The sequence below is a fragment of the Planococcus sp. APC 3906 genome (assembly GCF_030407685.1).
GTDB lineage: Bacteria > Bacillota > Bacilli > Bacillales_A > Planococcaceae > Planococcus > Planococcus koreensis.
This window is the reverse complement of record NZ_JASDCW010000031.1, coordinates 1-26,028: the sequence shown is the minus strand read 5'-3', so window position 1 is coordinate 26,028 and position 26,028 is coordinate 1. Positions and strand designations below refer to the sequence as shown.

The following is a 26,028-nucleotide window of genomic DNA, read 5'->3' as shown; positions in this document are numbered from 1 at the left end:
AAAGCAACAGCCATTTACATATCGTTGCAATGCACCGCTTGCCCCTAGCCGAATAAAACATTCCATAAAAATAAGCACTTACAGGAGGAATTCATCTTATGAAACGTATTTTTTTACTTCTCGCACCCGTCGCGCTGGCTGGCGTTTTAGCTGCCTGCGGTTCACCGAATGCAAGCGAAGATTCATCCAAGGTCACCATCGGCTATTTCCCGAACCTGGATCATGTGCCGGCCATGGTCGCAAAAGACCAGGAATTGTATGAGAAAAACCTGGGTGAAGGAAAAACAGTCGAATACGTCACGTTCGCGGATGGGGCGGATTTCATGACCGCATTGAAAACCGGCGACATTGATGCCGGCCTTGTGGGTCCTGGACCCGCTATGAACAATTACACGAACGGCGCAGATGTCACCATGGTTGCCGGCGGCGCTTCAGGCGGCACCGTCGTCATGGCCAGAAACGGCAGCGGCATTGAATCGATTGAGGATTTTGCCGGTAAGACCTTCGTTACGCCGCGCGTCGGCTGCACACACGATGTTCAATTTGAAACCTTCATGAAAGAAAGCGGCATCACCTCCAACCGCATCGGCGGCGAAATGCTTCACCAGACAGGAAACCCTGCCCAATACGAAGCGATGTTCGCTACTGAAAAAGTGGATGTAGCCGTAGCGCCGGAACCTTGGGCTTCGGTACTGAAACAAAACACAGGCGCTAAAGTCATCATTGAAGCGGATGAAATTTCATTCGGCACAACAATGCCCGCTTCCGTTCTGGTGACTTCCAGCAAATTGATTGAAGAAAACCCGGAAATGGTCCAAGGCATTGTCGATGCACATAAAGAGGCCACTGAATTCATCGCGCAAAATCCGGATGAAGCCAAAGAAATCACCATCAACACAATCGATGACATCACCGGCCAGAAACTCGAAGCCTCCATCATCGATGGCGCATGGGACAACATGATCTTCGATACTGCCCTGGCTCCTGAAGAAATCCAGGCATTCGGCGATTCTTCGTTCGACTTGAAGTTCCTGAAAGAGCAGCCTGATTTCGCTTTGTTGACGGATACGCAGTTTTTGGAGTAAAGGTTTATGGGACAGCAGAAGTTTTTCTGCTGTTTTTTTTTGGGACTTTGGTGAGGGGAGGTTTCTTCTTCATTGGGGCGTTTCCAGGCAATCACACAATTCTCGAATAATTTAAAAGCATGAATAAAATAAATAGCCGCTCTTAGGATTATTAATACCCTCGGAGCGGCTATTTATATGCTATTAATTGTAGGGTATTATCAAAACCTTTTAGAATTGGTTCTTTTCTAGGAATGCTTTTTCACTTTTTGATAAGATAACTAGTTTTTGCACCCATTTTTTTCACACGTTATTTTTGAGTTGCTGTTTGTCCAGTGACTGCTTTCTACATTTGTATTAAATCCACATCCTGTAGTCCCACCTTTAGAACCACTATGAATAACATTTGATGGTGTATGTTTAACTGCCATAAATATTCCCCCCCCTCTCTGTAAAATAAATTAATTACAAGAAAATTCTAACATTAATACTCAATTAAAACAAGTGTTCGCATTTTTATTGAAATGAATAAAATAAAAACCACTTCAAGGAATGCTCATTTCCTCGGAGCGGCTATGTTTGTGATGAAAATCATAATGTGTCTCAAAATCCTATAGAATAGTCCCTTTCAATAAACACATTTATTTAGGCTCTTCTCTTAAACCGCACGTCTAGGAAAAAGCCCCTTCCCATTCTTAATAAATCTCCAAACCGCCGCAATCAAGAATATGACAATACCAGCAATCAGAACTCCTTGAATGACCGTCGACAACTCCGGATTCACCTCTCCGCTTCTATACGTAGCGTAAATCCCGAAGAATGCCCATGCCAATGGAAGCGGGAAGGCCGCGTTTTTGTACTTCGACATATAAGCGAGCACAAAGGCAATGGCCACCCCTAATATAATCAGCGTCCAAATTGAATAAGAAATGCCAAACCCGTTCCATTCTTGCTGCACCAACAGCAATCCCGTATTGACGACGGTCGCAATCGTCACCCACGCAGCGTAGAGCGTAAAGCTGAGTCCTGCTAAGGTCGATGGAACTTCGAAACGGTGGGTATAGATTTTTCCGATGATGAGAAACAGTGAGAACAACAGGCCGATGATCAAGATCGTCGAGATGCCTATCCATTCATACGAGAACGCGACGATCCAAGCCATGTTAAACAGCGCGCTCAGGATAAACCATGGCGAGATCAACAGGATCAAACGGCTGACGTTCGCATCTTTCCGTTTGATGAACAGATAGACCAGCGTAACCAGCACAAGCGTATAAATCACGCCCCAAATCGAAAACGTAAACGGCGCCGGGGAAATCAGCGTCATGTAGCGGTCGGAGATGTCTTTCTGGCTATTGCCAGCGAAAAAGCCGGAAGAGCCGAGGTAATTGACGCCGAGCGTCACAAAATAAGCAATCAGATTTAAGGCGGTGAATATTTTTGCTTTCTTCAATGTGTTTTCATCCATTGTGAATTCCTCCTCTCCATAAAATTTTTCTTTTCCTTCATAAGAACTTGGTCAACTCCAAAGCATCTATTCCTTAATTACCCCTTCACGCCTTTTCTTAGCCACTTCGCCGTCAATGTTTCCGACTGGAGCATGCTTTCCGGCGTTCCTTCAAACAAGACTTCGCCGCCTTTTTTTCCGCCGCCTGGACCCATTTCGATGATCCAGTCGCTCGCGGCGATAAAGTTCAGATTGTGCTCGATGAGGATGATCGAATTCCCTTTGTCGACAAGGCCTTGGAAGACGTCCAATAAATGATCGTTGTCTTTGGTGTGCAAGCCTAATGAGGGTTCATCCAATAAATAGATTTGCCCTTCTTTTTTCAGGTGGCTGGCAAGCTTGAGGCGCTGCACTTCGCCTCCGCTTAACGAACTGGTCGTCTGTCCTAATGTCAGGTAGCCCAAACCGACATCTTTCAAGGTATCCACTTTTTTGACGATTTTCGGCATTTTTAAATAGTGATTGGTTTCGTCGATCGACAGTTCCAAAATTTCCACGATATTTTTTCCTAAGTGGCGATGCGACAGCGCTTCATCCGAATAGCGCGTGCCTCTGCAAGCTTCACACGTGACGGTGACAGGATCCGCAAAAGCCACGTCCGGCGTAGTGACGCCTTTGCCTTCGCAGACCGGGCAGGCGCCAGACGAATTAAAGCTGAACAAGCCCACCGGCTGTCCCGTCTCTTTGGCCAGAATCGACCGGATGTCATCCATGATTCCCATATAAGTCGCGAGTGTCGAACGGCTGGACGTTCCGATGCTGCCTTGGCCCACTGAGATGGTTTCAGGATAGTTGCCGGTAAATGCGTCGAACATTAACGAACTCTTGCCAGAACCTGAAACGCCGCATACCGACACCAGGACGTTTTTCGGAATATCCACACTGACATTTTTCAAGTTATTGGCCGAAGCATTTTTGATTGAAAAACTGTTTTCTGCCTGTCGTGGGGTTTTATTCACGCTGACTTTATGATCCAAATCGGTGATGGCTGAAGCTTTCTTTAACCCTGCCTGAGCGCCTTGATACACCACTTCGCCGCCGCTCACACCCGCTCCCGGACCCATTTCGATGATTTCATCTGCTGTTTTGATGACCGCTAAATTGTGTTCGATGACGACGACAGTGTTGTAATTGTCTCTCAAATCTTTCAACATATGCGTCAGCATGTCGATCTCTTCCGGATGAAGCCCTGCACTCGGTTCATCGAAAATATACGTGATGTTGTTCAGGCTGCTGCCTAAATGGCGGGCGATTTTCACGCGCTGCGCTTCGCCGCCGGACAGCGTGCCCACTTTTCGCGCCAGACTCAAATAGCCCAAGCCCAGGTCCACGAGCTGTTTGACATTCGGGTAGGCCTGTTGCGCGATGGATGTGCCGACCGGGTCTTTTATGTTCGCCAGTTCCCCGAGCAGATCCGTCATTTCCAAGTGATCGTATTGGGCGATATTGAGCCCGTTGATCTTGCATTCCAGTACTTTCGGGTTCAATCCTGAACCTTCGCAGGTCGGACACGGTGTATTTGTGGTCATCGCCAGCACATCATCCTGGGATATTATTTTCAGTTTCGTGAGGTCCCGGTTAATGTACAGGCGAATAAACCGGGGAAGGATGCCGTCCCATTCAATGTCCCGATTACCTACTTTGTAATAATACTTGCTGAATGCCCGCTCGCCTTCCGGCGGACCGTAGACGAGCATATTATATTTTTCCTTTGTGAAATCTTTGATGGGGAGATCGGGGTCGAACAATCCGCCGTCCACCATCCATCTACCCTGCCAGCCGGGCGGCGCCAGCGGCTTGAATCGCACTGCGGAGTCCCGAAGCGATTTTGTGTGATCGATGAGTTTGTGGATATCCGGCGCCACGATTTCCCCGAAGCCGTTGCAGACCGGACAGTTGCCGAAAGAACTGTCACTCGAAAATTCGGTGGCTGAGCCGATCGGTGGACTGCCGATCCGTGAGAACAACAGCCGGATCAACGGATCGATATCCATATACGTGCCGACGGTCGAGCGGGAATTGCTCCGCACCGGTTTCTGTTCCACGACGACGACCGGGCTCAAGTGCTGCATCAAATCGGCATGCGGCCTTTCGTACCTCGGCATCTGGTGCCGGATATACAGCGGGTAGTTCAGCGTCATCTGTCTTCTGCTTTCGGTCGCTAAAGTATCAAATACGACTGAGCTTTTCCCTGACCCTGACAGGCCGGTAAACACATTGATTTTTTCTTTCGGGATATTTAAATCGATGTTCTTCAAATTATTTTCGCGAAGCCCCCGCAATATGATTTCATCTCTTTTATCTGGCATTTCGACATTCTCCTTTTCCAATCAAATCGAGGAATTAACCTACTATATAAAGTTGAACTAATGATTCTCATTGTCGATATTCCGCAAAACAGCTGCGCTTTCCGCGGGCTCGCTCCCAAGCCTCCTCGGTCGCTACGCTTCCTGCGGGGTCTCGGGAGTCTCACTATTCCGCAGGCAAGACTTACCCGAAGCCTGCGAGGGCAAGTCTTTGCGACGAAGTGCGCAGCACTGCAGGAGCAGTACGGTTTTCGCAGCTGTTTTTCTCCATATCGAGATATCTCTTAGCGACGGCACGTCAAAGGGCTAGGCAAGGAGATGGCCAAATGGAATTTGGACCATTTCCTTTGCTTCGAAGCTAGCGCAGCGATGCAGAAGCAGATGTTTTTAGCGATGAGCCGAGTGGTCTTATCGGCTCATTACGAGAGCCATGCCCAAAGCGACCGGAGCGATCTTCAAAATACTAATTTTTAATTTCAAATTTATATACTAAAAGGATTCCCTATTTTGGCCTGGCTCACACAAACAAAATAAAAAGCCGCTCCAAGAAATGTTGATTTCCTCGGTGCAGCAATGTATGTGGTATAAGCTATAGTGTATTGTCAAAGTCATTTTGAAATTCTTCTCTCTATCGATGCGGTGTCTTTACTTCATTTTATATTTATAAAGCAATCCCAATTTCATCCCTGTGTACCGCTCAATTTCGACTATATATTAATTTCCATAAAAATCCAATAAGAAAGCTTTCAACTTTTGATTTTTCATTTTTATATGCAATAAGATTGTATATCGTGAATTTTTTCTTACACAGGGGCACGATTTAAGGGTATTATCATAGAAAAGAGTCAAGTTACTTCCCTCAACGACAAACGGACTGAAATAGCTTGCAGGTCATTAGTGAAATCACTTTTTATTCTTCGAAAAATTGAATACGCATTTATAAAAATAGATGAAGGAGTGAACAACAGATGACTTATCTATTATTAATAGTAGGCTTCGCGCTTTTGATTAAAGGAGCGGATTATTTTGTAGAAGGAGCTTCAAAAATAGCACAAAGCTTGAGGGTTTCACCTTTATTGATTGGTTTGACGATTGTAGCTTTTGGCACAAGTGCACCGGAAGCGTCAGTCAGTTTTATTGCTGCTTTCGAAGGAAGCAGTGATGTCGCAATCGGGAATGTCGTCGGCAGCAACATCTTTAATATCACTTTCATTTTAGGAGTTACAGCCCTGGTTTTTCCTTTGATTGTTCAAAGCGAGACAATCAGAAAAGAAATCCCATTCGCCTTGTTGGGCGCAGTTTCACTGCTGCTTCTCATTAGCGATATTCAACTCCAATCGGCAGGCAGCAATCTCATTACACGAACCGAAGGTATCACGCTGCTGCTTTTCTTTGCTGTTTTTCTTTACTATATCTTTGAGGTGGCACGGAAGGATCGACGGCTCACAGAAGAGAATCCCCCGGATGTCGCGAACCTTTCCATGACCAAGAATTCGCTCTTAACAATTGGAGGACTTGCTGCCATCGTATTCGGTGGTTACCTCGTTGTAGAAAACAGCATTCAGATTGCTCTTTCACTCGGGATGAGTGAGACCTTAGTCAGTTTAACGATAGTTGCTGTAGGGACTTCACTTCCTGAACTGGTCACCTCTGTAACTGCAGCTTTTAAGAAACAGGCGGAGATTGCTTTAGGCAATATCATCGGCAGCAATATTTTTAATATCTTCTTCATATTAGGGGCTTCTGCAACTATCCATCCTTTAACTGTTGATTCGAAGATATTTACGGATGTATGGCTAATGATTTTCGTGACTATTTTAGTAATGATTCTATCAAGAACCAAGTATACGATTTCAAGGATGGAAGGTTCGGTTTTAGCCATCATCTACATCGTTTACGTTATTTATATTATTTTGCGGAATTAACCTATACGAAAGAATGCAGATAAAAAGAAGCAGCACCAGAGAAATTACTGGTGCTGCTTCTTTCTAATTTATCTTCCCCAACTCATCCAACAGCGCTGTCTGATTCCACTTGACGGTTGCATCAAGGAAGCTCCATCATCCGCTATGCCCTCAATCATTGATGAACATCTGCAATCTCTTTCATCAATTGAATCCAGTCTTCTCGCTTGAAATCATACAAGTCCAGCTCTGTTTTTCTCAGAACCAGGTGAATGCTGTCGAATTTCTCATCCGTTCGGAACCGCCACCAGCTTTTCACGTTTGAAGTCTTTGTGCCTGGCTCGTAATACATCAATGTGCGTTCAGGATTTATGACTTCCTCCACCCGATCCGCATCTAAATAATCATGCGGGAAATCAATGTACAGCGCAAGCGATGCTTTATGAGGCGTAATGTACCCAATTTTATGCGACGATTCCGCACCACTCCAGGGAACTGCTTGATTGCTGGCGATCAAAAGCCGCTCGCCCTCATCCGGTTCAATCCGGCAATTCGGAAAACTGTTAAACACTTCGAGCATCTCGCCCATTTTTTGTTCTACGGATTTGTTCACTTTGCTATCCCATCCTTTTCAATTCACTAGCATTTATGAATGCTGCTTTTCCTTATAGGCAAAATCCTGCCGCTTCCTATAAGAAAGTTTAACGTTCCACTAATTGCTATTCTAACACGTTCTCTTGATGGCTCCATGCTTCAATCCTTGATTCTTCTATTCAATGCTTCCGCACCTTATAAACTTTTCGGCTCGGCAGCTCCAGACAATTCAACTGTCCGCCGTAAACCGCGCCTCCGTCGATGCCGATAATCCGATTGTCGCCAAAATAGACATCATAATTTCTTGTCCCGCGCAGCATAAACACCGGTGTATGGCCAAACACTACCGTCTTCTCTCCCGAATAGGCTTCATAAAAGTCATCGCGGATCCACATCAAAATCGCTGGGTCTGTCAACTCCACTGGCATATCCGGCTGAACGCCCGCATGCACGAATATAAAGTCATCCGTTTCATGGTAATACGCCGTTTCCTTAATAAAATCGACGTGCTCCCAAAAGACAGCTGCCGTTGGAAGCGTTATGTCTTTAATGGACGGATCGTAGCTTTGCAATGTCTGCAAGCCCCCATTCCTTGCCCAGATCTGCTTTGCACCGGGTTCATCGTTTACAGCGTCCAGCATCATTTGATCGTGATTGCCCCTTAAGACAATGGCACCACGCTTTTTCAATTCGATGACCCGCTCCAAAACCCCTTTGGAATCCGGGCCGCGGTCCCCGTAATCCCCCAGTAAAATAAGTCTGTCTTCGGCGTCGTCATAGTCCACCTTCTGCAGCAGCTCATTAAAAAGTTCAAGCTCTCCGTGAATATCGCTGATGGCCAAGATTCTTTTCATTGTTTGCACCCCTCTGCATCTATTCTTTTTTACACGAACGCCCTTGTTATTCCTTCTATTCCTTTTTGCCGAATAAAAATGTCTCTCGGGTTAGATTTTAATTTCCTTCGGTGCTACACAGCAAGAAACAGTTGCGAACCTTCTGCAGCGTCTGTTGGAAACCTTTGATTTTTTTGATTGAACAGTCCTGTGTTCACCCCAATTTAATTCATAATTTATAGTGCATAGTTTTTTCCAATGAGGGAATAAGATATCTAACTTGTTATATTGTTCATTAATTAGCGCCTGCTCGTAAAAATGATTGGGAAAAGCCAATAAATCGGAGGAAAACTAAAAATGATGAAAAAACAAATTACAGTCGGCGATGTAGAATTGAAGTGGGATTTACAAACCGGAGAAGTCTTATTCGATGGCGGGGACGTCGTGTTCTTTTGGATTTCAGCCATGGAAACCTTCTTTGACACCATCCGGGAAATTTCAGGAACTGAAGCAACAAAACTTGTGCTGGAAACGACTGGTTTCCGCCAAGGCGTCATCGTAGGCCAAGGATTTTTACACATGAAAAACATCAACACCTCAAATGTAGTCGAATGGTTATCCAATACATATGCACCAGCAGGCTGGGGCAAAGTGAGAATTGTTAAGATGGACGAAGAGGCGAAACATTTCACGCTTCATATACAAGATGACTGGGAGTACAAAATGAACCAGCAAAAACAGAAAGGCCTTGAAGGCATCTTTGTTCCTTCCCATTACGCCGGCGTATTGACAGGTCTTTTCGGCACTAACTTCTGGTATAAAACAATTCAGTATCAAAACGAAGAGAATTCTTTCAGCATCGTGGAGTATTATCCGTCCGATATTACCGTGCAGTCGAACATCCACGAGATGTCCAGAAAACAGGAGGCATTAAAGATTCGAGAACTCGAGCGAATGGTCGATGAGAAAACGCTGATGCTGCAGAACCTCGTTAAAGAAATTTCTTCTCCTATCATTCCGGTATTGGAAAATATCGTGGTCGTGCCGATGATCGGCAGTTACGATGAAGAACGTTCGGAAGATCTTATTTACAATACGCTGAGCGAACTACCGAGACATCAGGCACACTACCTTCTGCTTGATCTGACTGGACTGAACAAACAAATTTCCGAACACACCGCAAGGCTGATCGATAAACTTGGAGCCTCTGCCCGGCTTCTGGGCATCGAAACCATATTGGTCGGCGTGTCGCCGGAACTGGCGATGGTGATTATCCAATCCGACAATAACCTGAATAAATTCGAATGCCTGCAAAGCCTCCAGCACGGCATCTACTATGCGCTAGGCAAAAGCGGCCGGTCAATTTCATAGGCTATGCTTTCATTCCAAAAACAGAAACACCGCCCCAGCAAAAGCTGGAGCTGTGTTTTTAGGTTGAATTAATTTTAAAAAACACACCCGCAATTGGAAGCCAGCGGGTGTGTTTTCGTCTATGCGTTTTCTTTCACCGATTCCTCTGGAATGATTTGGTTCAATACAATCGCAACAAAACAGGCAATTGTGATACCTGATCCGCCAAACAACAACTTAACAACCTCCGGAAAGGCGTTCATCGCATCGGGTACTTGACTTAATCCGAGTCCAAATACCAAAGCTAATCCAATGATGATCTTCGCTCTTTCATTTAAAGGCTCTGACGTTAAGATGGCTATGCCTGTTAACGTAATCTGAGAAAAAATAATGACGGTGGCGCCTCCAATAACCGCTGGCGGCATTGTCGATACAATTGCTCCAATCTTAGGAATAAGACCAGCCAAGATCAAAAATACAGCACCAACAGCGACGACATATCTGCTCATGATTTTTGTAAATGCAATCATGCCTACATTTTGGCTAAAAGATGTATTTGGCAACGAGTTAAAAATCGCTCCAAGCGAAGAGGTAAAACCATTTGCGATGACGGAGCCGGAAAGCTCATTCTCTGTAGGTTCCCTGCCTGCTCCGCCAGTAGTCATTGCAGTAACATCGCCAACGGTCTCAACAGACGTAACGATAAACATAATCATCATCGGGAGGATCGCGCCCCAGTAAAATTCCATTGGAAAATGAAACGGTTGGGGAACTGCAAACCAGGAAGCTTCTCTGATTGGCGTAAATTCCACCATGCCCAGCGGCAAAGCCACCATATAGCCAATGGCAATACCGATTAAAATGGAGGATGTTTTCGCCATCCCTTTTGCATATCGATTTAGAACGAGCACAATGGCCAATACCAGTAAAGCCACCAGCCAGTTTTTAGCTGATCCGAAATCCGGAGCTCCACTGCCGCCAGCCATCGAGACAATCCCTGTAGGCAATAGCGACAATCCAATCGTCAGAACAACGGTGCCTGTAACAATCTTCGGAAAGAACCTTCTTAATTTCTTGATGAAAAACCCTAAAGTCGCGCCAAATAAACCGCCGATCAGGCTTGCACCCAATAATCCGGATATGCCAAAAGAGCTGGCGATCACTATATTTGTCGGCAGGAAACCAAAACTCGTCCCCATCACTACTGGGAGCCGTGCGCCGACCATCCATATTGGGTAACATTGGATAATCGTTGCAACACCTGCCATGATCATGGCACTTTGAACCAATATCGTTAAATCATTTCCTGTGATGCCAACCACACCTGCGATGATGATCGGGACGGCAATATTGCCTAAAAACATCGCAAAAATGTGCTGCAAGCCCAAAGGTATCGCTTCTCTTAATGGGGGTACACCGTCCACATCGTATTTATTTGTATTCCTAATCTTCGTGTCAGCTCCAACTACTTCTTTCATAAAACACCTCTTTCCAATCCTATTTAGATGTTATTCGATCTCCAATATTTTTTTCACTGCATAATCGGCTCCTCTTTCTCTGGAGATGTTTCGCCAATGCAGTAAATTGTCTTTCGAAATCGTTTCTAACTCATTGAATGCCTCCGCTAATTCTTCTTTGCTGAAATTATTCGGATCCAGTACGCGTCCCAGATTATGCGTTTCAATATCATATGCGATATTAAACTGGTCGCTGGAAAACGGTAAGATGATCATCTCTTTCCCATGGTACATCGCTTCTGTCAACGTGTTGCAGCCCCCGTGAAAGACGACGGTGTCTACATAATGCATCAGCGCGATTTGCGGAATAAAACCTTCGATGATTGTATTGGGCGAGCTGTGTTTTTGCAATTCCTCCGCATGGCTGCCTGCAGAAACGATCAATAGCGCATCCGGGTAGGTTTCTCTGGCCGACAGGATCAGTTTTTCAAGTACATCTTTTCGATTCGATAAAAAAGTGCCCAAACTGATCATGATGATCTTTTCTTCTGTCTCTATTTTTTCCAGCCATTCTTCCTCCAACGCAACCGCTTGAAATGAATTCCCGATAAATAGTTCTTTCGGGTTTTCTTCATTTTTTTCAATGTTGTTAAAATCAAAATAATTGTAGACAACCGCGATTTCAGAGACCAAGCTAAAAGCATTGCTGATTTTTTCAATCGACTTGTTTTCAGTGATAATCGCGTTGAAAACTTCCGTGAATTCCCGTTGGGTTTGGGTGGAAACCTGCTTCAACCTCATCAAATCTTCTTCGTTGACCGTGATCGCCTCGGGCCAGCTTTTCGGTACATTAAAATAGCGTCCGTCTCTTGGAATCGTATTGGGATGAGGAGGGCAAAATGTGACAAAAGGCAGCCCCAAGAAATACAAGCTCAGCGTAACCGAGTACGATAAGATGTCGACCACATACAGGTCGACATCCAAAGAATCATCGATTCGCTTGATCTTGTCGATCAATTCCTGGGGATTGTAAAGCATGTCTGCCTTTCTGTGGCGGGACTGCGTAATCAACGTTTCGACTGCGCCTTTTTTGGTCGACTCGAAGAATTCTTCTAACCTCATTCTCTCCGTATCTGGTTGTACCGTATTTTCACCTGTCCCTGTATTTTTATTGCTGCTGATGTCGATTTCATAAAAAGCCAGGTTTTCTTCCAAGATTTTTTCCTTGAATTCGATGCTGCAGCCAAATGTCACTTCGGCACCATGTTCCTGAAAGCTTTTTGCCAGCACCAATAATGGGTTGAAATGCGAATAAAAAGGCGGGCTGATGAAAAATATTTTTTTATATTTCATGATTTTCTTCTCCTTTTAAAGACAAATACATTGATACAAACTCAGCTGAAATCTTTTTAATCGAAAAGTGTTCATCTATTGTTTTTTGTCCAGCAGCTTGAATTTTCTTCACTTCATCTTTATCGATTTTCGAATCATACAGATATTTTTCCGCGTCTTTTGCAATCGTTTCCCAATTGCTTGTGTCGATTAAAAAGCCGTTTTCCCCGTTCCTCATATAGCTTTTAACCCCGCCTTTTAACGGACCCAAGGTTAGAAAGCCGATCGACATCGCTTCTAAAATCGCGATGCCAAACTCTTCTTTGACACTGGCGCAAAGGTAGATATGCGGACCGTCAAAGTCCCGCTCAATAATCGTCTTTTCAAGCATCCTTATATCCGCGTTTGACATGGCACCTTGATGGAGGAACCTGCCTTTGAACTCGGGATGCCTGTGCACGTGATCTTTGAAAAAATCAATCACCGCTTCTTCTTCTTGATTCGGCCTCTCCAGGTCTCCCCCGATGAGCAGAAGGTTATGCGTTTTTGAAAGCCTGGAGTTTGACCATGCTTTCAAAAGTTCCATCTGCCCTTTTAAAACAGATAATCGCCCTACGTTCAAGATGACAGGTTTTTCAAAGAAATCTTTGTTTGTTTCAAGCCATTCGATAAGACGGTTGGAAGCGATCGCGAGGTCTTCGGCATCCATTGATTGTTCTATTTGTATGCCTTCACCAATCATGTTTATTTTTCTATTTACATACTCATTTTTGAATTGAGGGAAATACACCGCAAGTTCTGTTTTCACCTCTGCATTCCCGATCCCAACGATTCCATCGCTTATGTCGATTAATTCATCGCCTATTTTGATCTTATTCAGTTTTTCAAGAAGCTCGTTAAAACCAAGTTCTTTTAACTGGCCCGCTCCATCAAACATGTTCCGGTGCGGATCTGGCGTCAGCGTAAAGACCAGTTTCCGATTCAATTCTTTGCAGAGATGAGCAACCGCTTTAGAAGCATTGTCTAAAAATCGGATATGAAAGACATCGGGCTTTAGGTTGGCCTGTTTTAAAAAATGGGCTATCTGTCTTTTGATAAACAACTCTCTTTTGATAAACTTGTCCCTTACAGCCTGGTCCAAATAGATGGGCAGCCGGATCAATACGTGTTTATCTCCATAAAAGCTGATAAAGGGCTTCGTTAAGTCTTGCGTGATCGTAAGCGTGAATACATAAGACACACTATTATCTTTCGCTATCTCTTCGCCTAAACCTTTTAATAATATGGCTAACCCGCCATTATTCCCTTTTCCGCTATCTTCAAAATCCCCATAAAACATGGACTGCAAGATTGAAGTGCCTGGATTTTCAAATTTAAAACCGGTATGGAGAAAGTCTATATAACCCTCAAAAAACACCTTGTTCTTCTCATTTATGACATTCTTCTCATCCACAGTTTCCAATGAATACAAATTCCGCAAACTATTTATTGCCTGAATTTTGATGCTGTCGGGGTAATCGAAAGTTAATAATTCATAGAGATGATCTTTAAATCCCTGTCTGTCGAAACGATCCATATAGTCCAGCAAAATCGACATGATCTCTGCATCCCGTTTGTATTTCTGGAGCATAAAGAAGATATCGTCATCATTTAACACATCCAAGCCGCATTCAATGCAAATATCCAACACATGATAAAGCTGTTGGCTACCGTATTGTTGTGTTGCTATTAATTCTTTTGTTTTATCCGCTACGATTCCTTTGGTCTCATCATTGAATAATTTCAAGACCGCATCTACGATCAACCGGTCGATCGCTGGATGCTCTCCCAAAAACGACAGTAATTCATGTATTTCTTTTTCACTCGGTTTCTTTTCCCGCTCCAGTTGCTTGATCGTTCGAATTTGCTCTTTCCATCTTCGTTCATCGGAAGTTATCGTTTCACTTTTATGTATGTACGCATCTAAAAATTGGAGAGGGTAAATATCATTGCGCTCAGTATCATAAACCTGATTTCTAAACTGAATAAATTCATTCATTTTACACCCTCCAATACTTTGCTTTTAGTAAATTAGTTTCTTCCTATTCTAAACTATAACGGCTAATCTATACCTCAAGTTATACCTGCTAAATGAGACTATATAACTTGAATGAATAATTCTGCCTATCGATATTCCGCCTAATAGCTCCAAAACTATTGGCCGAAGTTGCTTCGGTCAATCAGTTCCTAAATCCACCCTGTGTAAGAACCCATTATGGTAATTTGCCATTAGCCATGAAAATGCAAAAGGAATCCGCCTCGTTTCTAGTTTTAGCAGATTCCTCATTTGGATTCGTTGTATCTGTTGAATTGTGTTGTTCGCAAGGGCGCGATTTTAATTTTAAGCGTCGCTTGCTTGAAATGGGTCGATTAAGGATATAGTAGCTGTACAAGAGCTTTTCGTTCGGCATCACGCGCTTTTTCTTACAAGAACTTTTCCGATACTCGATTTGAGCCAGCCACTCTATGACACTTGAAACGGAATCAATCAGCAGAAGTGATACTCATTAGGAGGTCTCTAGGATGAACCCACAAATTTTAATCATCGGAGCTGGCCCCACTGGCCTGGCTCTTGCCTATAGCCTGGCGCGCCAAGGCGTGCCGTTTCGGATCATCGATAAAAACGCAGGAACCGGCACAGCATCACGTGCGCTTGCTGTGCATGCGCGCATATTGGAGCAGTACGAGCAGCTTGGCCTGGCCGAACGCAACATCAAGCGGGGGCATCCGATTTTGTCGCTTGATATCAGCGACGGCAAACGAGTGAGAGCCACAGTGAAATTCCATGATTTGGGCAAAGGGCTGAGCCCGTTTCCGTTTATCTTGAGTTTGCCGCAAGACGAGCACGAAGAAATACTCGTAGACGAATTAAGCAAAATCGGCGTCGAAGTGGAATGGAACACCGCGCTGCTTTCTTTTGAAGACACAGGAGAAGGCGTGAACGCCGTCCTGCAGCAAGAAGGACAGCCCCAAGAAAAAGCGGAATTTGCCTATTTATGCGGCTGCGACGGGGCCAGCAGCATGGTCCGTAAAGGGCTGGGACTCGAATTTCCCGGCGGTACGTACAAGCAATTGTTCTTTGTCGCCGATATCGAAACCGAGAAACCGGTCGACGATATGGAAAAGATGGACATGTACATGGACAATGACGGCTTTATGCTGTATATGAACGTCCGCAACGCCAACACCAAACGAATCCTTGGCATTGTGCCCGAGGAATTCAACGAGCGCACCGATGTCCAATACAGTGAAGTCACCAATTACATTGAAAACAAAATCCGCGTGAGCGCGGCCAAGGTCAATTGGTTTTCGACCTACCGCGTCCATAACCGAGTCAGCGAGCGATTTGCCAAAGGGCGTATCTTTATCCTGGGTGACGCCGGCCACCTGCACAGCCCGACCGGCGGACAAGGCATGAACACCGGCATTGGGGACGCCATCAATTTGGGGTGGAAACTCGCAGCGGTGGTTCAAGGCAAAGCTGCTCCTAAAATATTGAACACCTACGAACAAGAGCGCATCGCCTTTGCGCGCCGGTTGATCGCGACGACCGACAAAGCGTTCCAAACGATCGTCAATCAAAAACTGCCAGGCACGTTGCTGCGGGAGTATGCCGTACCTTACGTCTTGCCGTCAGTATTCAAATTTTCCTTCCCCTCAAAAAATGTGTTTAAGATCTTGTCTCAAATCCACATCAATTACCGCAACAGCCTCTTGAGCAAAGGCAAAGCCGGCAAAGTCTACGGCGGCATGCGCTTGCCATGGATCGAAACTGACATAGGCGATAATTTCGCGCCGCTGCGCTCTGTCGATTGGCAAATTCATATATACGGCAAAGCCCAGCCCGAACTCATCGACTTTGCCCGCTCGCAATCGCTACAGCTCCACGAGTTTCCATGGGAAGTGCAAATGAAAGACGCAGGGTTCAAGCAAGATGCACTGTACCTGATTCGACCGGATGGGCACGTGGGGCTTGCGACTGAAAAGCAGTGGGTGCGTGTGTTGAAAATGTATTTGGAGACTTATGGGATTGTGGCTTTTGGAGTGGATTGTGGCAGAAATAGTAAAGACTTTACTTAGCTTGTATTCTCTCAGGGACCCTACAAACTGTAGTTGACAGAAAACAACGGATTGGATAAGATAATTTCAAACGAATAACCGTAAAGTTAGAAATAATAGTCATATACCATGGATAACTTGAGCAGGCAGTTAATAATAATCTTATTGACTGAGTGAACAAGTCGAAAAAAGTATGGACTAAGATTGCGATAAGACGGTATATTTCTACCCTGCTGATTCAGCGGGAATAGAAATATGCCGTTTTTTGATAAGGAGAGATAGACGATGGATTATGCGAAATGGACAAAAGGCTCACTGGAAGCGGAGATCAGTAAGACATTGACCCAGTGGGAAAAGGATTACTTGGGCAGAGGGTCTGTCTCTGTAAAAACCGATATTCTGCGGGATATGCTGGTCATTTCATTAAGCGGCATTTTAACACCCGCCGAATACAAATTATGCGATATGAAAGAAGGCTTATTATCGGTCAAACGCATCCGCTCCGATTTGGTGGAATCCGGCCGGGACTATTTAGGAACGGTGATCGGCGAATTGACGGGAGAACACGTCACCAGTTTCCATACCGACATCAGCACCCGCACAGGCGAACGGATCATGGTATTCCGTTTGTCAGGCAATTTGCAGGAAAAATTAACATAAGATCTCTGGAAGATTTTCAGTACAGTATAAACTGAGCTGAAAGTAAACCGGCATTATTCAGGTCCATTGATGACTTTCATCAGCGGCTACTGGGTATGCCGATTTTTTTTATGTAAAAACCCACACCTTCAGTAACTAATCGAGCTTAAAGGAGAAGTGTCCAGCATGTATGAGATTATCGTCCAAAATTTACTGTCCCCTGTTGTCCTGTTTTTTGTATTAGGTGTTTTCGCGGCTTTGGTTAAATCGGATTTAAAATTCCCTGCGGGGTTAAGTGAAGCGTTGAGCATCTATTTGTTGGTCGCCATCGGTATCAAAGGTGGAATGCAGCTTTCCCATTATGAAATCTCCGCCGTTATCAAGCCTATATTAGGTGCTTTATTTTTAGGGGTGCTCATTCCGATTCTAATATTGATCGCCCTGCGCTTCACAAAGCTCGATTTACATAATTCGATTGGATTGGCCGCAACATATGGTTCTGTCAGCATCGTCACTTATGGTGCCGCCATCTCGTTTCTCGAAAAGAAAGGAATCGCTTATGAAGGGTTCATGAATGTACTGGTCGTGTTAATGGAAAGCCCCGCCATTTTCGTTTCCTTGCTGTTGCTGCGGCTTGCCGAAAAGTCCGATTTCAGTCAGCAAAGAATACTGATGAACCAAAAAGAAAAAGCTCAAATCCTCGGATTCGCCCACGGCGGTTTGTTGGATAAGGAAGTACTGCGCGACAGCTTGTTCGGAAAAAGCATCCTCCTCCTATTGGGAAGTTTACTCATCGGCTGGGTGGTCGGGCAAAACGCCGAATCTCTCATCAAACCATTATTCATCGATCTATACGGAAGCATCCTCATCCTCTTCTTATTGAATATGGGATTGATTGCAGGTGAACGCCTTCCAGAGGTCACTAAACACGGATGGAAAATCCTATTATTCGGCCTTTGTGTCCCGATCATAGCGGGAAGTATCGGCGTCCTGGTCGGAAGCTGGGTCGGCCTGTCACTCGGCGGGGTCATGCTGATGGGTGTCTTGGCAGGAAGCGCTTCCTACATCGCAGCTCCTGCCGCCCTGCGCTCTTCTGTTCCGGATGCGAACCCGTCAATCTATCTCGGCCTGTCCCTTGGCATCACATTTCCCTTCAACTTAATTGCAGGGATCCCGCTTTACTTCGCCTTAGCGCAGTTCATCCAGTAAAAGCAAAGAAAGGCCTTGTCGCTTTCGAATAAAGAAAGCATGTTGCAGCACCTATTTCCTGATCCATCTTCCACAGCGGCTAGCTCGTTCCTGTGTCGCATGCGATCTTTAAGAATTATTCCTAACACAGGGGTGAAATTTAAAAAACGCCTTTAAAATCTTGTCTCAAATCCACATCAATTACCGCAACAGCCTCTTGAACAAAGGCAAAGCCGGCAAAGTCTACGGTGGCATGCGCTTGCCGTGGATCGAAACCGCAAGCGGCGATAATTTCGAACCGCTGCGCTCCGTCGATTGGCAAATTCATATATACGGCAAAGCGAAGCCCGAGCTGATCGACTTTGCCCGTTCGCAGTCGCTCCAGCTCCATGAGTTTGCATGGGAAGCCCAGATGAAAGACGCAGGATTCAAGCAAGATGCGCTGTACCTGATTCGACCAGATGGGCATGTGGGGCTTGCGAGTGAAAAACAATGGGTGCGTGTGTTGAAAGCGTATTTGGAGGCTTATGGGATTGTGGCTTTTGGGGTGGAGTGAGGCAACAGTAGTAAAGGAGGCTGGAGGAATGAATCCGCGATGGGATCATTTCTTTAGCCTTCTTACATTTAAAAACAAGAAATTTGCTGATATTCGCTGCAGTAATTCTTCGCTTTTCTTTCAAAATGTTATTAACTTCGCTTCACAGGGAATGACACAATTCCCAAACAATTTATACGGACGAAAAAAGAAAAAACCACACCCAAATTACTGATGCAGGGGTATGGAAGTATTCGGAATATAAATATATTGTGTATTGTTTAAATTGTTTAGAAGTGATTTTAACAAAGTACAACGATTTATCTATTTTGTTTAACTAATTGGTCCACTGACTTTGCTAAATCGTGTATTTCTAATTCTCTTACCATCAATAACATACTTTCAATATTCGGATCCAGTATAAATGTTTCATTGTATTTTGCACCGCCACTTGATGGAAAATACTTTACTTCAACTTTATATCTTGGATATTTTCCTTCTGAGTCTTTTTCTAGCTGGTTCATCATTTCTACCATTGCTCTTATTTCATATTCTGGAGGCATGGAAGGAATACCATCTTTAATCAAGTTACTGTCTTTTAAAGGATGACTTCTAGGATAAGGTAAGGGAGTATCAAAATTAAAACTCACATTACTAGCTAAAGTTTTTCCAGTGTTTTTTATAACTAAATTGATGATGCCATTTGCTTTATGTTCAAAGAAAACAATCACGTAAGGCCGATTTTCTTCTTCTCTTGTTTTTCTTGCCTCTTTTACTGTCTTCCTATTAGCAATCAAAATCCATATTGTTGTAAAAGCATATATAGCTGTTAAAGCAACCATAATAACCCCTTGATTTTCGTTCAACCACTCCATTTTTTTCAACTCCTTTTGATGAGTGGATATTAAGAATTCCAACAATGCTACTTCTTATCCCTCAAAAATGGATTTTTTCACCCTCCCCTTTAACATATTAGAGTAACAATTAATTAGTAAATGAAATATCAGGTGATTTGTTTGTTAAAATCGTTCGCATTTCATGATTTAAATTTTGCTTAATATACCTTTTCCAATTACTAGTTTGAAGAACTTCTAAAGTCTCTATAGTCTTTCAACTTCAAAACTATCTTAGATTGACTATTATCCATAAACATTGCTGGTTCTACACCACAAATCATTGCTAACATCTTAGGTGTCAAATACAAACTATACTGTTCAGCAATTTTCATAGGAATTTCATGACCTTTTAATATTCCTTCATCAATTAATAACTCAAGTGATTGCTTGAAAGCTACCGGCACTGTAACCTTAGTTTCCAAATCAAAAGGTTCAGGATTCTTCCATTTGCGATAATGCATTTGTTTATACAATTTAACTTCTTGCTCTGTGTTAATAGCTCCTAAGTCTCTTGCACGTCTAATCATTGCAGCCATTGAAACATTCCATTTCCTTTTTAAGTTATAGTAAGTTTCAATTTCATCAACGATCTTATTGGTTAGTTCTGCCCCAAATGAATCTTGAGGCAATAAGAATATAGATGCCAATTTGTTTGCTTCATCTTCCATCACTTTATATTCATCTTTATCAAGTTCTTGAGGGTTAATATTCTGATGCAGTACCCAGTGAGCCATTTCATGCGCTATACTAAATTGTTGTCTATAAAAAGAACTTCTCTCACCTGTGCCCGTCACAATAACAAAGTAATCATTTTTTCCGCCATTAATATCTTCAACGCTATTCATACTACTGAAAGCGTCTACTTTGCTTTCTGAATACTCCATTGAAATAACTGTAAACCCCATTAACTCAGCTACTTCGATCACATCATGAATGGGTCCATTGCCTAAACCAAGATATTCCCTCATCTTTTCAGCTATCAAATTATACTCTTCGTATGTTTCATAGTTCACCCTATTCTCTAAAACCGGAAATTCAATAAATTGTTCTAAAAAATTTCTCACAATCACAGAATACTTCAAAGCTATTGATGCTGGATCTTTAGATTTTTGAGTCGCTGTTAATCTTGAACGAAAGAAAGTACCTTCGCTTTTTAGTTTAAAACTATCTAGGGTGTAAAAAAATTCTCGGGGATATCCAAGTATACTTGTTAACTGCAATGATTTTTCAAAACTAGGTTCACCATTTCCATTTTCATACTTTGATATCATTTGCTTTGAGACATTTAACTTCTCGCCTAATTCGGTAATCGTTAACTTATTATAAAGTCTCGCTTCCTTTAGCCGTTGTCCATTAAATATCTTATTCATATTATTATCTCCAAACTATCTATATATTTTTCAAGCGTACAATTGACTTCTTTTTTGAATCCAATACTATACTACTTTCTTTTTGGCCGACTACCGTATCATCAGATTTAAGTACAAATTTATAGTTGGACTTAATTAATGAAGATAAGTCCTTATTCCAAACAACTTGATGTTTGCTATTAAATACTACTGCTTCAGCAGTGTCCACAAATCCCTTATCAAATGCAATGACCACCACTTTACTCGGAGGATTTTCCATCATTTTCACAACTTCTCTGGCAGTTATTCTTAAAGCTTCTTTATCTGGAAGTTCATTAACTGAATTAGTATTTAAATTTAAAGATGTTTGCATTTCTACAGGATTTAAATTGTCAAGATTTTCATTGAAAAGGTTGAGCAGGTTTAAGTAATGATTATATCTACCTTTACGAATAATAGAGCGCAAATTTTTAGAACTAAAGAAAACATAAATTTCATTTTTGGGACCAATTAAATAAATCGCTTGCCAGAGATTACCTCGTTCTAATTTTGCATATCTTAAACTATATTTCTCAGCAATTTTCGCAATTGTATTATAGCGATAGTCCCATTGATATGTATGTCGACTATTCTTTACTCCATTTCCAGATTCATTGTTTATTGCAATTAAATACTGCTCATGTGATTCTGGATCATTTAACACCAATGCATTTACTATTTCGCCAAGAGTTAAATCACTTAAACTAATCATAATAAAACCTCCTTTTCTATTTACTATATTAGATTATTTTATAAAAAAGTCAACTATTTTTATAAATAATTACAATTAAGTAATTTTCAATTTACTGACGTCTCTATAATGAAAAATCACATTCGAAAAGTGGATGGTCCCTGTGTTCCGTACAATCCCCACACAATTTATAGAAGTGCATAAAATCAAAAAGTCACATCTGCATAGTTGATACAGCAGGTGTGACATTTTATAGAGCATAAATTGTTTTGTATTGTCAGAATCGTTTAGTTTTTTACACAGTGAGGCGAATGTTACGCTCTAAGCTTTGAATGAGCAATCAACCCGTTAACACTTCACAATCGTCCGACCCAGATGCTCCCCGTTCTTGATGGCTTCAATGGTGCCAGGCACTTCTTCAAGTGAAATCTCATCCACCAAGGTCGTTCCGGCAATGTTCCAGTCATTCGCCATTTCCGCCCAAATCGCCGGGCGTTTTTCAATTGGCACATTCACGGAATCGATGCCGAGCAGGTTGACCCCTCTCAGGATAAATGGCAGGACGGTTGCCTTCAACTCAACACCAGCCGCCATTCCGCACATGCTCATGCTGCCGCCGTAGGAAAGCTGCGGAATCAACACAGAGATAACCTCCCCTCCGACAGTATCCAGTACATAGTCGAATTTCTCTTTGTTCAATGGCTTTTTCAATTCGCCCAAGTCATCTGGGAAAATGACGCTATGTGCGCCGAGCGATTTCGCCACTTCCACTTGATGTTCTTTGCGGACCAACGCCGTAATATTTTTGTAGCCGATCTTCGCTAGCAGCTGTACGGCAATGCTACCAACGCCGCCGGTCGAACCGGTCACCAGGATTTCAGAATCGTTTTTCGGATCCATGCCGTTCTTCTCCAATGCCAGAATAGACAATGCGGCCGTGAAGCCGGCTGTTCCGAAGACCATTGCGTCCCGCAAGCTCAAATTCTCCGGCAACGACACAACCCAATCCGCGGGCACCTGGGCATATTCAGCGAATCCGCCTGTGTGGCTCATCCCCATCGCAAAACCGGTAACGACGACTTCCTGCCCCTCTTGAAAACGGGAATCTGCTGTCCGGACAACGGTGCCGCTCAAATCGATCCCCGGAATCATCGGATACTCCCGGATCACGCCTCCTTTTTTCTGTACCGCCAACATGTCTTTGTAATTGATCGAAGAATACGCCACCTTAATGAAGACGTCCCCGTCTGACAGCCCTTCCTCGCCTATTTGTTCCACTCCGTAAGTAACTTCGTCTTCGTGTTCTTTAATAACAATCGCTTTAAAAGAATTCATCTGTATACCCCTCCTTCCCTATCTCTTCCCGAATTGGCTCTGCGGTGAAACTGTTTCTTTTTTTGGGGCTGAATCGAGCGATGGAAAAACCGATTTGCGGGAAGTAGTTATACCGGGAATGCGTTGTACTCTCTGCCAACGTTTATCACCATTTCCTTAAGGGAATACAAGTAGAAACAGCTAAGAGAGGGAGATTTCATGAGCCAGGACCAATCATCTACACAAGAAACGAACATAGAAAAAATGAACAAACTCCTTGAAGAAAAAAGCAAGGAAACTTCAGAAAACCAAAATTTCAATACACAAGAGCAAAAGAACCAATCGTTAAAAGACCATTCGCACACCACAGATGAAAACAATAAATTAACAAACACAAACAATAATCGAACTTCCTGATCTTTCAGTTTGACTGGTGTGTAATGCAAAATAGAAGTACAGAACTTTGCAATGAATTTGTACAGAGTTCTGCATGAGAATTTCATGCAAATAAAAATGGACTTGCAAGCCGCCCAAGTCAACCTCTACTGTTAAAGTGCGAACTCATAACAGGTGGAGGTTAGAAAGGAATGCTTACAATGTCCGATATTAATTGTATCAAACACTTACGAAATGAAAAAGGGTTGAGCATCGATCGAATTGCGAATACCCTCCAAATCAACTGGCGGACGGCCAAAAAATATGGCGATGAAAGTGAACTTCCACCTTCGATCATCAAACCAAAAAAAGGCATGATGTATGAAGAAAAATGGGGAACGATGGTTTCCGATTGGTTGTTCGAGGATGCGAAAGAAAAGAAAAAACTCAGACGAAACAATTTACAGCTTTTCAAGGAGCTACAAAAGCATGGGTTTCCAGGATCCTACCGGACCTGTTGCAATTTTATCCAAGAATGGCGGGTGCAGCATGATGGTGAGGACCAAGATAAGGGTGCTGAACGATTGGAGCACCCTGCGGGTGAAGCGCAAGTCGACTTTGGGGTCATGGAAGCTGTAGAAAACGGAAAGTCGCGTGACATCCGATTGCTCATCATGTCTTTCCCTTTCAGTAACGTCGCTTTTTACGAGCCGATGCCGTCTGAAAATCAGGAATGCTTTCTGGAAGGGCTAAAGAAACTCATGGACAAGGTGGGTTTTATCCCGCGAAAAATCCGCATCGACAACTTGACGCCTGCCGTTAAAAAGACGCGAAGCAAGACCGAAGAAGCGCAATTAACGGATGAATTCATGCGGTTCCAACTGTATTACGGGTTTGAAACACAGGTGTGCAACGTACGAAAAGGAAACGAGAAAGGCCATGTGGAGAAGAAGGTCGGGTATATCCGTTACAACTTCTTCAGTGTTCCGCCCGTCATCACGGGATTGTCGGATCTTTCCGAAAAGCTTTTGGCGTTCTCCATGGATGATCAGTGCCGGCAGCATTACAGAAAACAAATTGACATCCAAGTGCTTTGGGAAGAAGAGAAAAGCAGCATGAAAAATCTGCCGGATTCACCTTATCCGGTACGAAAAGAACAGCTGATCAAAGTGAATCCTTACAACGAAATCAAAGTGGATGATGACGTCGTACATATTCCAAAAGGAAAAAATCATATTCAATTGTACCTGGTGACGACGTGGGATAAATACCAAGTGGTCACCCCTGATGGAGAAATTATCGCCGAAGGTCTGCGACCTTATATGAACAAACGGAAGCTTCTTCCGTGGAAGGACATCTTTAATGCGTGGCGACAAAAGCCCCGTGTCGTCGAATATTCCCGTTATCGGCAATACTTGCCCGGCCGCATCAAAGAGTATCTGTCTATCCCTTCCGTCCATGTGCGGAAACAACGGATTGAGCAAGTGCTTGCGCTATTGATCCGTTATCCCTTGGAAGAAATCAATGAGGATTTCTACAAACACATGATGACCGATTCTCATCCTGAGCAGAATCATCCTTTTGATGTGGATTGGAACCAGTATGATGACTTGGGCCAGCAAGGAGACGCGAACAATGACCGAGAACCTGCGTGATTTGTGCAAGCAACTCCGACTCGCGTATGTGGCTGAGGTTGTAGATTCGGTCGAATTTTCGACTCCTCAAGATTACCTATCCAATGTGTTGGTCAAAGAAATCGAAATGCGTGAATTCGCCAAGGTGGAACGGAATTTGAAGAAAGCACGTTTTTTGGAAAACAAAACGCTGGAAAGCTATCAATGGGGATCTTCGTTGCGGTTGCCTCAAACGGTGACCAAGGACCAACTGGAAGACTTGGAGTTCATCAAAGCGCACCAGAATCTTGTGCTCGTTGGAGCACCGGGCACTGGGAAAACGCATTTGGCTTCAGCCTTAGGCAGACGAGCCTGTGAGATGGGTTACCAGGTGCGTTTCTACCGGGTTTCACATCTGGTCGAAGAACTGGAAACAGCCTATCGAAATGGGAAGCTGAGTGCATTTCGCAAGAAATTTGATGATATTCAACTGTTGATTTTAGATGAAATGGGCTACGTGCCATTCAGTAAGGAAGGGGCAGAAATCCTCTTCCAACTCATCACCGAGTTTTACGAGAAGAAAAGCTTGATCGTCACCTCGAATTTAGAGTTTAGCCAGTGGAACCGAATATTCGTCGATAGCCGACTAACCGCAGCGTTGGTGGATCGGTTGATCCATCACGCACACATCATCACCTACACCGGCGAAAGTTATCGCTTAACCAATGCACTCTCTCGCACCAACTGAAACTCCTTGGCGGCAACACTCTGTAAAAAGCGTTGCAACACTCTGCACTTTTCTATTGCAAAATACAACTGGGTTGTAAAAAAAGATTTCATTTGAGTAGCAAGCTTCATTATTTTGCATATAGCCATCTAAAAGAACCACCTGAGACAAATTTTAGAACCACTACGGACAAAAAATAGAACCACTTAAGACATGA

Annotated in this window: 21 protein-coding genes; 10 read left to right on the top strand and 11 right to left on the bottom strand. The window is 43.6% G+C overall.

Going from position 1 to position 26,028, the window contains the following annotated elements; all coding sequences use genetic code 11:
* Positions 1 to 98: 98 nt before the first annotated feature.
* On the top strand, positions 99 to 1,085 hold the full coding sequence (locus tag QMA09_RS14730) for an ABC transporter substrate-binding protein (RefSeq protein WP_290213640.1): 987 nt from the start codon (positions 99 to 101) through the stop codon (positions 1,083 to 1,085).
* A gap of 637 nt (positions 1,086 to 1,722) precedes the next feature.
* Here the strand turns inward: QMA09_RS14730 and QMA09_RS14725 are convergent.
* Positions 1,723 to 2,532, bottom strand: a complete 810-nt coding sequence (locus QMA09_RS14725; protein ID WP_290213639.1) for a TspO/MBR family protein — start codon at positions 2,530 to 2,532, stop codon at positions 1,723 to 1,725.
* A 77-nt stretch (positions 2,533 to 2,609) separates the two neighbouring features.
* Positions 2,610 to 4,880: an excinuclease ABC subunit UvrA gene (locus tag QMA09_RS14720; protein ID WP_290213638.1), complete on the bottom strand. Its 2,271-nt coding sequence runs from the start codon at positions 4,878 to 4,880 to the stop codon at positions 2,610 to 2,612.
* Positions 4,881 to 5,845: 965 nt separating this feature from the next.
* Between QMA09_RS14720 and QMA09_RS14715 the strand changes: the two genes are divergently transcribed.
* Entirely contained in the window at positions 5,846 to 6,802 is a 957-nt protein-coding gene (locus QMA09_RS14715; protein ID WP_290213637.1) for a calcium/sodium antiporter, read from the top strand.
* Between the two features lie 154 nt (positions 6,803 to 6,956).
* On the opposite strand, the gene QMA09_RS14710 is transcribed toward QMA09_RS14715, so the two are convergent.
* A complete protein-coding gene (locus QMA09_RS14710) occupies positions 6,957 to 7,394 on the bottom strand; it encodes a hypothetical protein (protein ID WP_290213636.1) in 438 nt (145 codons plus the stop codon).
* A 160-nt stretch (positions 7,395 to 7,554) separates the two neighbouring features.
* On the bottom strand, positions 7,555 to 8,229 hold the full coding sequence (locus QMA09_RS14705) for a metallophosphoesterase family protein (protein ID WP_290213635.1): 675 nt from the start codon (positions 8,227 to 8,229) through the stop codon (positions 7,555 to 7,557).
* A 336-nt stretch (positions 8,230 to 8,565) separates the two neighbouring features.
* Here QMA09_RS14705 and QMA09_RS14700 point away from each other — a divergent pair, with 336 nt between their 5' ends.
* Entirely contained in the window at positions 8,566 to 9,579 is a 1,014-nt protein-coding gene (locus QMA09_RS14700) for an STAS domain-containing protein (RefSeq protein WP_290213634.1), read from the top strand.
* A 119-nt stretch (positions 9,580 to 9,698) separates the two neighbouring features.
* Here the strand turns inward: QMA09_RS14700 and QMA09_RS14695 are convergent, their stop codons facing one another.
* Genes QMA09_RS14695 through QMA09_RS14685 form a run of 3 tightly spaced genes read right to left on the bottom strand, consistent with a single transcriptional unit; the run spans position 9,699 to position 14,385 of the window.
* Positions 9,699 to 11,036 carry a uracil-xanthine permease family protein gene (locus QMA09_RS14695; RefSeq protein ID WP_290213633.1) on the bottom strand — a complete coding sequence of 446 codons (1,338 nt, stop codon included), beginning with the start codon at positions 11,034 to 11,036 and terminating at the stop codon, positions 9,699 to 9,701.
* A 30-nt stretch (positions 11,037 to 11,066) separates the two neighbouring features.
* A complete protein-coding gene (locus QMA09_RS14690) occupies positions 11,067 to 12,368 on the bottom strand; it encodes a glycosyltransferase (RefSeq protein WP_290213632.1) in 1,302 nt (433 codons plus the stop codon).
* Complete coding sequence (locus QMA09_RS14685; RefSeq protein ID WP_290213631.1) at positions 12,358 to 14,385, bottom strand: glycosyltransferase; 2,028 nt, start codon at positions 14,383 to 14,385, stop codon at positions 12,358 to 12,360. The genes QMA09_RS14690 and QMA09_RS14685 overlap by 11 nt, the downstream gene beginning before the upstream one ends.
* 524 nt (positions 14,386 to 14,909) lie before the next feature.
* On the opposite strand from QMA09_RS14685, the gene QMA09_RS14680 reads away from it, so the two are divergent.
* The 4 genes from QMA09_RS14680 to QMA09_RS14665 all read left to right on the top strand — a co-directional run bounded on the left by QMA09_RS14680 (position 14,910) and on the right by QMA09_RS14665 (position 18,828).
* Positions 14,910 to 16,466, top strand: a complete 1,557-nt coding sequence (locus tag QMA09_RS14680) for an FAD-dependent monooxygenase (RefSeq protein ID WP_290213630.1) — start codon at positions 14,910 to 14,912, stop codon at positions 16,464 to 16,466.
* A 264-nt stretch (positions 16,467 to 16,730) separates the two neighbouring features.
* Positions 16,731 to 17,105: a Na-translocating system protein MpsC family protein gene (locus QMA09_RS14675; protein ID WP_290213629.1), complete on the top strand. Its 375-nt coding sequence runs from the start codon at positions 16,731 to 16,733 to the stop codon at positions 17,103 to 17,105.
* Between the two features lie 165 nt (positions 17,106 to 17,270).
* Positions 17,271 to 18,293 (top strand): sodium-dependent bicarbonate transport family permease, encoded by a 1,023-nt coding sequence (locus tag QMA09_RS14670; protein ID WP_290213628.1) that lies wholly within the window; start codon positions 17,271 to 17,273, stop codon positions 18,291 to 18,293.
* Between the two features lie 160 nt (positions 18,294 to 18,453).
* A complete protein-coding gene (locus QMA09_RS14665) occupies positions 18,454 to 18,828 on the top strand; it encodes a hypothetical protein (RefSeq protein WP_290213627.1) in 375 nt (124 codons plus the stop codon).
* 299 nt (positions 18,829 to 19,127) lie between these two features.
* Here the strand turns inward: QMA09_RS14665 and QMA09_RS14660 are convergent, their stop codons facing one another.
* The 4 genes from QMA09_RS14660 to QMA09_RS14645 form a co-directional block, all read right to left on the bottom strand.
* On the bottom strand, positions 19,128 to 19,682 hold the full coding sequence (locus QMA09_RS14660) for a hypothetical protein (protein ID WP_290213626.1): 555 nt from the start codon (positions 19,680 to 19,682) through the stop codon (positions 19,128 to 19,130).
* A 200-nt stretch (positions 19,683 to 19,882) separates the two neighbouring features.
* On the bottom strand, positions 19,883 to 21,073 hold the full coding sequence (locus tag QMA09_RS14655; RefSeq protein WP_290213625.1) for an XRE family transcriptional regulator: 1,191 nt from the start codon (positions 21,071 to 21,073) through the stop codon (positions 19,883 to 19,885).
* A 19-nt stretch (positions 21,074 to 21,092) separates the two neighbouring features.
* Positions 21,093 to 21,803: a DUF5986 family protein gene (locus QMA09_RS14650; RefSeq protein WP_290213624.1), complete on the bottom strand. Its 711-nt coding sequence runs from the start codon at positions 21,801 to 21,803 to the stop codon at positions 21,093 to 21,095.
* Between the two features lie 327 nt (positions 21,804 to 22,130).
* On the bottom strand, positions 22,131 to 23,117 hold the full coding sequence (locus QMA09_RS14645; RefSeq protein ID WP_290213623.1) for a YhdH/YhfP family quinone oxidoreductase: 987 nt from the start codon (positions 23,115 to 23,117) through the stop codon (positions 22,131 to 22,133).
* A gap of 198 nt (positions 23,118 to 23,315) precedes the next feature.
* On the opposite strand from QMA09_RS14645, the gene QMA09_RS14640 reads away from it, so the two are divergent.
* From QMA09_RS14640 to istB, 3 genes are all read left to right on the top strand, one after another.
* On the top strand, positions 23,316 to 23,513 hold the full coding sequence (locus QMA09_RS14640; protein ID WP_290213622.1) for a hypothetical protein: 198 nt from the start codon (positions 23,316 to 23,318) through the stop codon (positions 23,511 to 23,513).
* A gap of 179 nt (positions 23,514 to 23,692) precedes the next feature.
* Positions 23,693 to 25,126: an IS21 family transposase gene (istA, locus tag QMA09_RS14635; protein ID WP_356779542.1), complete on the top strand. Its 1,434-nt coding sequence runs from the start codon at positions 23,693 to 23,695 to the stop codon at positions 25,124 to 25,126.
* On the top strand, positions 25,107 to 25,832 hold the full coding sequence (istB, locus tag QMA09_RS14630; protein WP_290213620.1) for an IS21-like element helper ATPase IstB: 726 nt from the start codon (positions 25,107 to 25,109) through the stop codon (positions 25,830 to 25,832). The genes istA and istB overlap by 20 nt, the downstream gene beginning before the upstream one ends.
* Positions 25,833 to 26,028: the final 196 nt, after the last annotated feature.

Coding starts and splice junctions, on each gene's coding strand:
- istB (WP_290213620.1), top strand. CDS start 25,107: ATGACCGAGAACCTGCGTGATTTGTGCAAGCAACTCCGACTCGCGTAT.
- QMA09_RS14655 (WP_290213625.1), bottom strand. CDS start 21,073: ATGAATAAGATATTTAATGGACAACGGCTAAAGGAAGCGAGACTTTAT.
- QMA09_RS14725 (WP_290213639.1), bottom strand. CDS start 2,532: ATGGATGAAAACACATTGAAGAAAGCAAAAATATTCACCGCCTTAAAT.
- QMA09_RS14700 (WP_290213634.1), top strand. CDS start 8,566: ATGATGAAAAAACAAATTACAGTCGGCGATGTAGAATTGAAGTGGGAT.
- QMA09_RS14675 (WP_290213629.1), top strand. CDS start 16,731: ATGGATTATGCGAAATGGACAAAAGGCTCACTGGAAGCGGAGATCAGT.
- QMA09_RS14705 (WP_290213635.1), bottom strand. CDS start 8,229: ATGAAAAGAATCTTGGCCATCAGCGATATTCACGGAGAGCTTGAACTT.
- QMA09_RS14670 (WP_290213628.1), top strand. CDS start 17,271: ATGTATGAGATTATCGTCCAAAATTTACTGTCCCCTGTTGTCCTGTTT.
- istA (WP_356779542.1), top strand. CDS start 23,693: ATGTCCGATATTAATTGTATCAAACACTTACGAAATGAAAAAGGGTTG.
- QMA09_RS14695 (WP_290213633.1), bottom strand. CDS start 11,036: ATGAAAGAAGTAGTTGGAGCTGACACGAAGATTAGGAATACAAATAAA.
- QMA09_RS14685 (WP_290213631.1), bottom strand. CDS start 14,385: ATGAATGAATTTATTCAGTTTAGAAATCAGGTTTATGATACTGAGCGC.
- QMA09_RS14645 (WP_290213623.1), bottom strand. CDS start 23,117: ATGAATTCTTTTAAAGCGATTGTTATTAAAGAACACGAAGACGAAGTT.
- QMA09_RS14640 (WP_290213622.1), top strand. CDS start 23,316: ATGAGCCAGGACCAATCATCTACACAAGAAACGAACATAGAAAAAATG.
- QMA09_RS14720 (WP_290213638.1), bottom strand. CDS start 4,880: ATGCCAGATAAAAGAGATGAAATCATATTGCGGGGGCTTCGCGAAAAT.
- QMA09_RS14680 (WP_290213630.1), top strand. CDS start 14,910: ATGAACCCACAAATTTTAATCATCGGAGCTGGCCCCACTGGCCTGGCT.
- QMA09_RS14690 (WP_290213632.1), bottom strand. CDS start 12,368: ATGAAATATAAAAAAATATTTTTCATCAGCCCGCCTTTTTATTCGCAT.
- QMA09_RS14715 (WP_290213637.1), top strand. CDS start 5,846: ATGACTTATCTATTATTAATAGTAGGCTTCGCGCTTTTGATTAAAGGA.
- QMA09_RS14660 (WP_290213626.1), bottom strand. CDS start 19,682: ATGGAGTGGTTGAACGAAAATCAAGGGGTTATTATGGTTGCTTTAACA.
- QMA09_RS14730 (WP_290213640.1), top strand. CDS start 99: ATGAAACGTATTTTTTTACTTCTCGCACCCGTCGCGCTGGCTGGCGTT.
- QMA09_RS14650 (WP_290213624.1), bottom strand. CDS start 21,803: ATGATTAGTTTAAGTGATTTAACTCTTGGCGAAATAGTAAATGCATTG.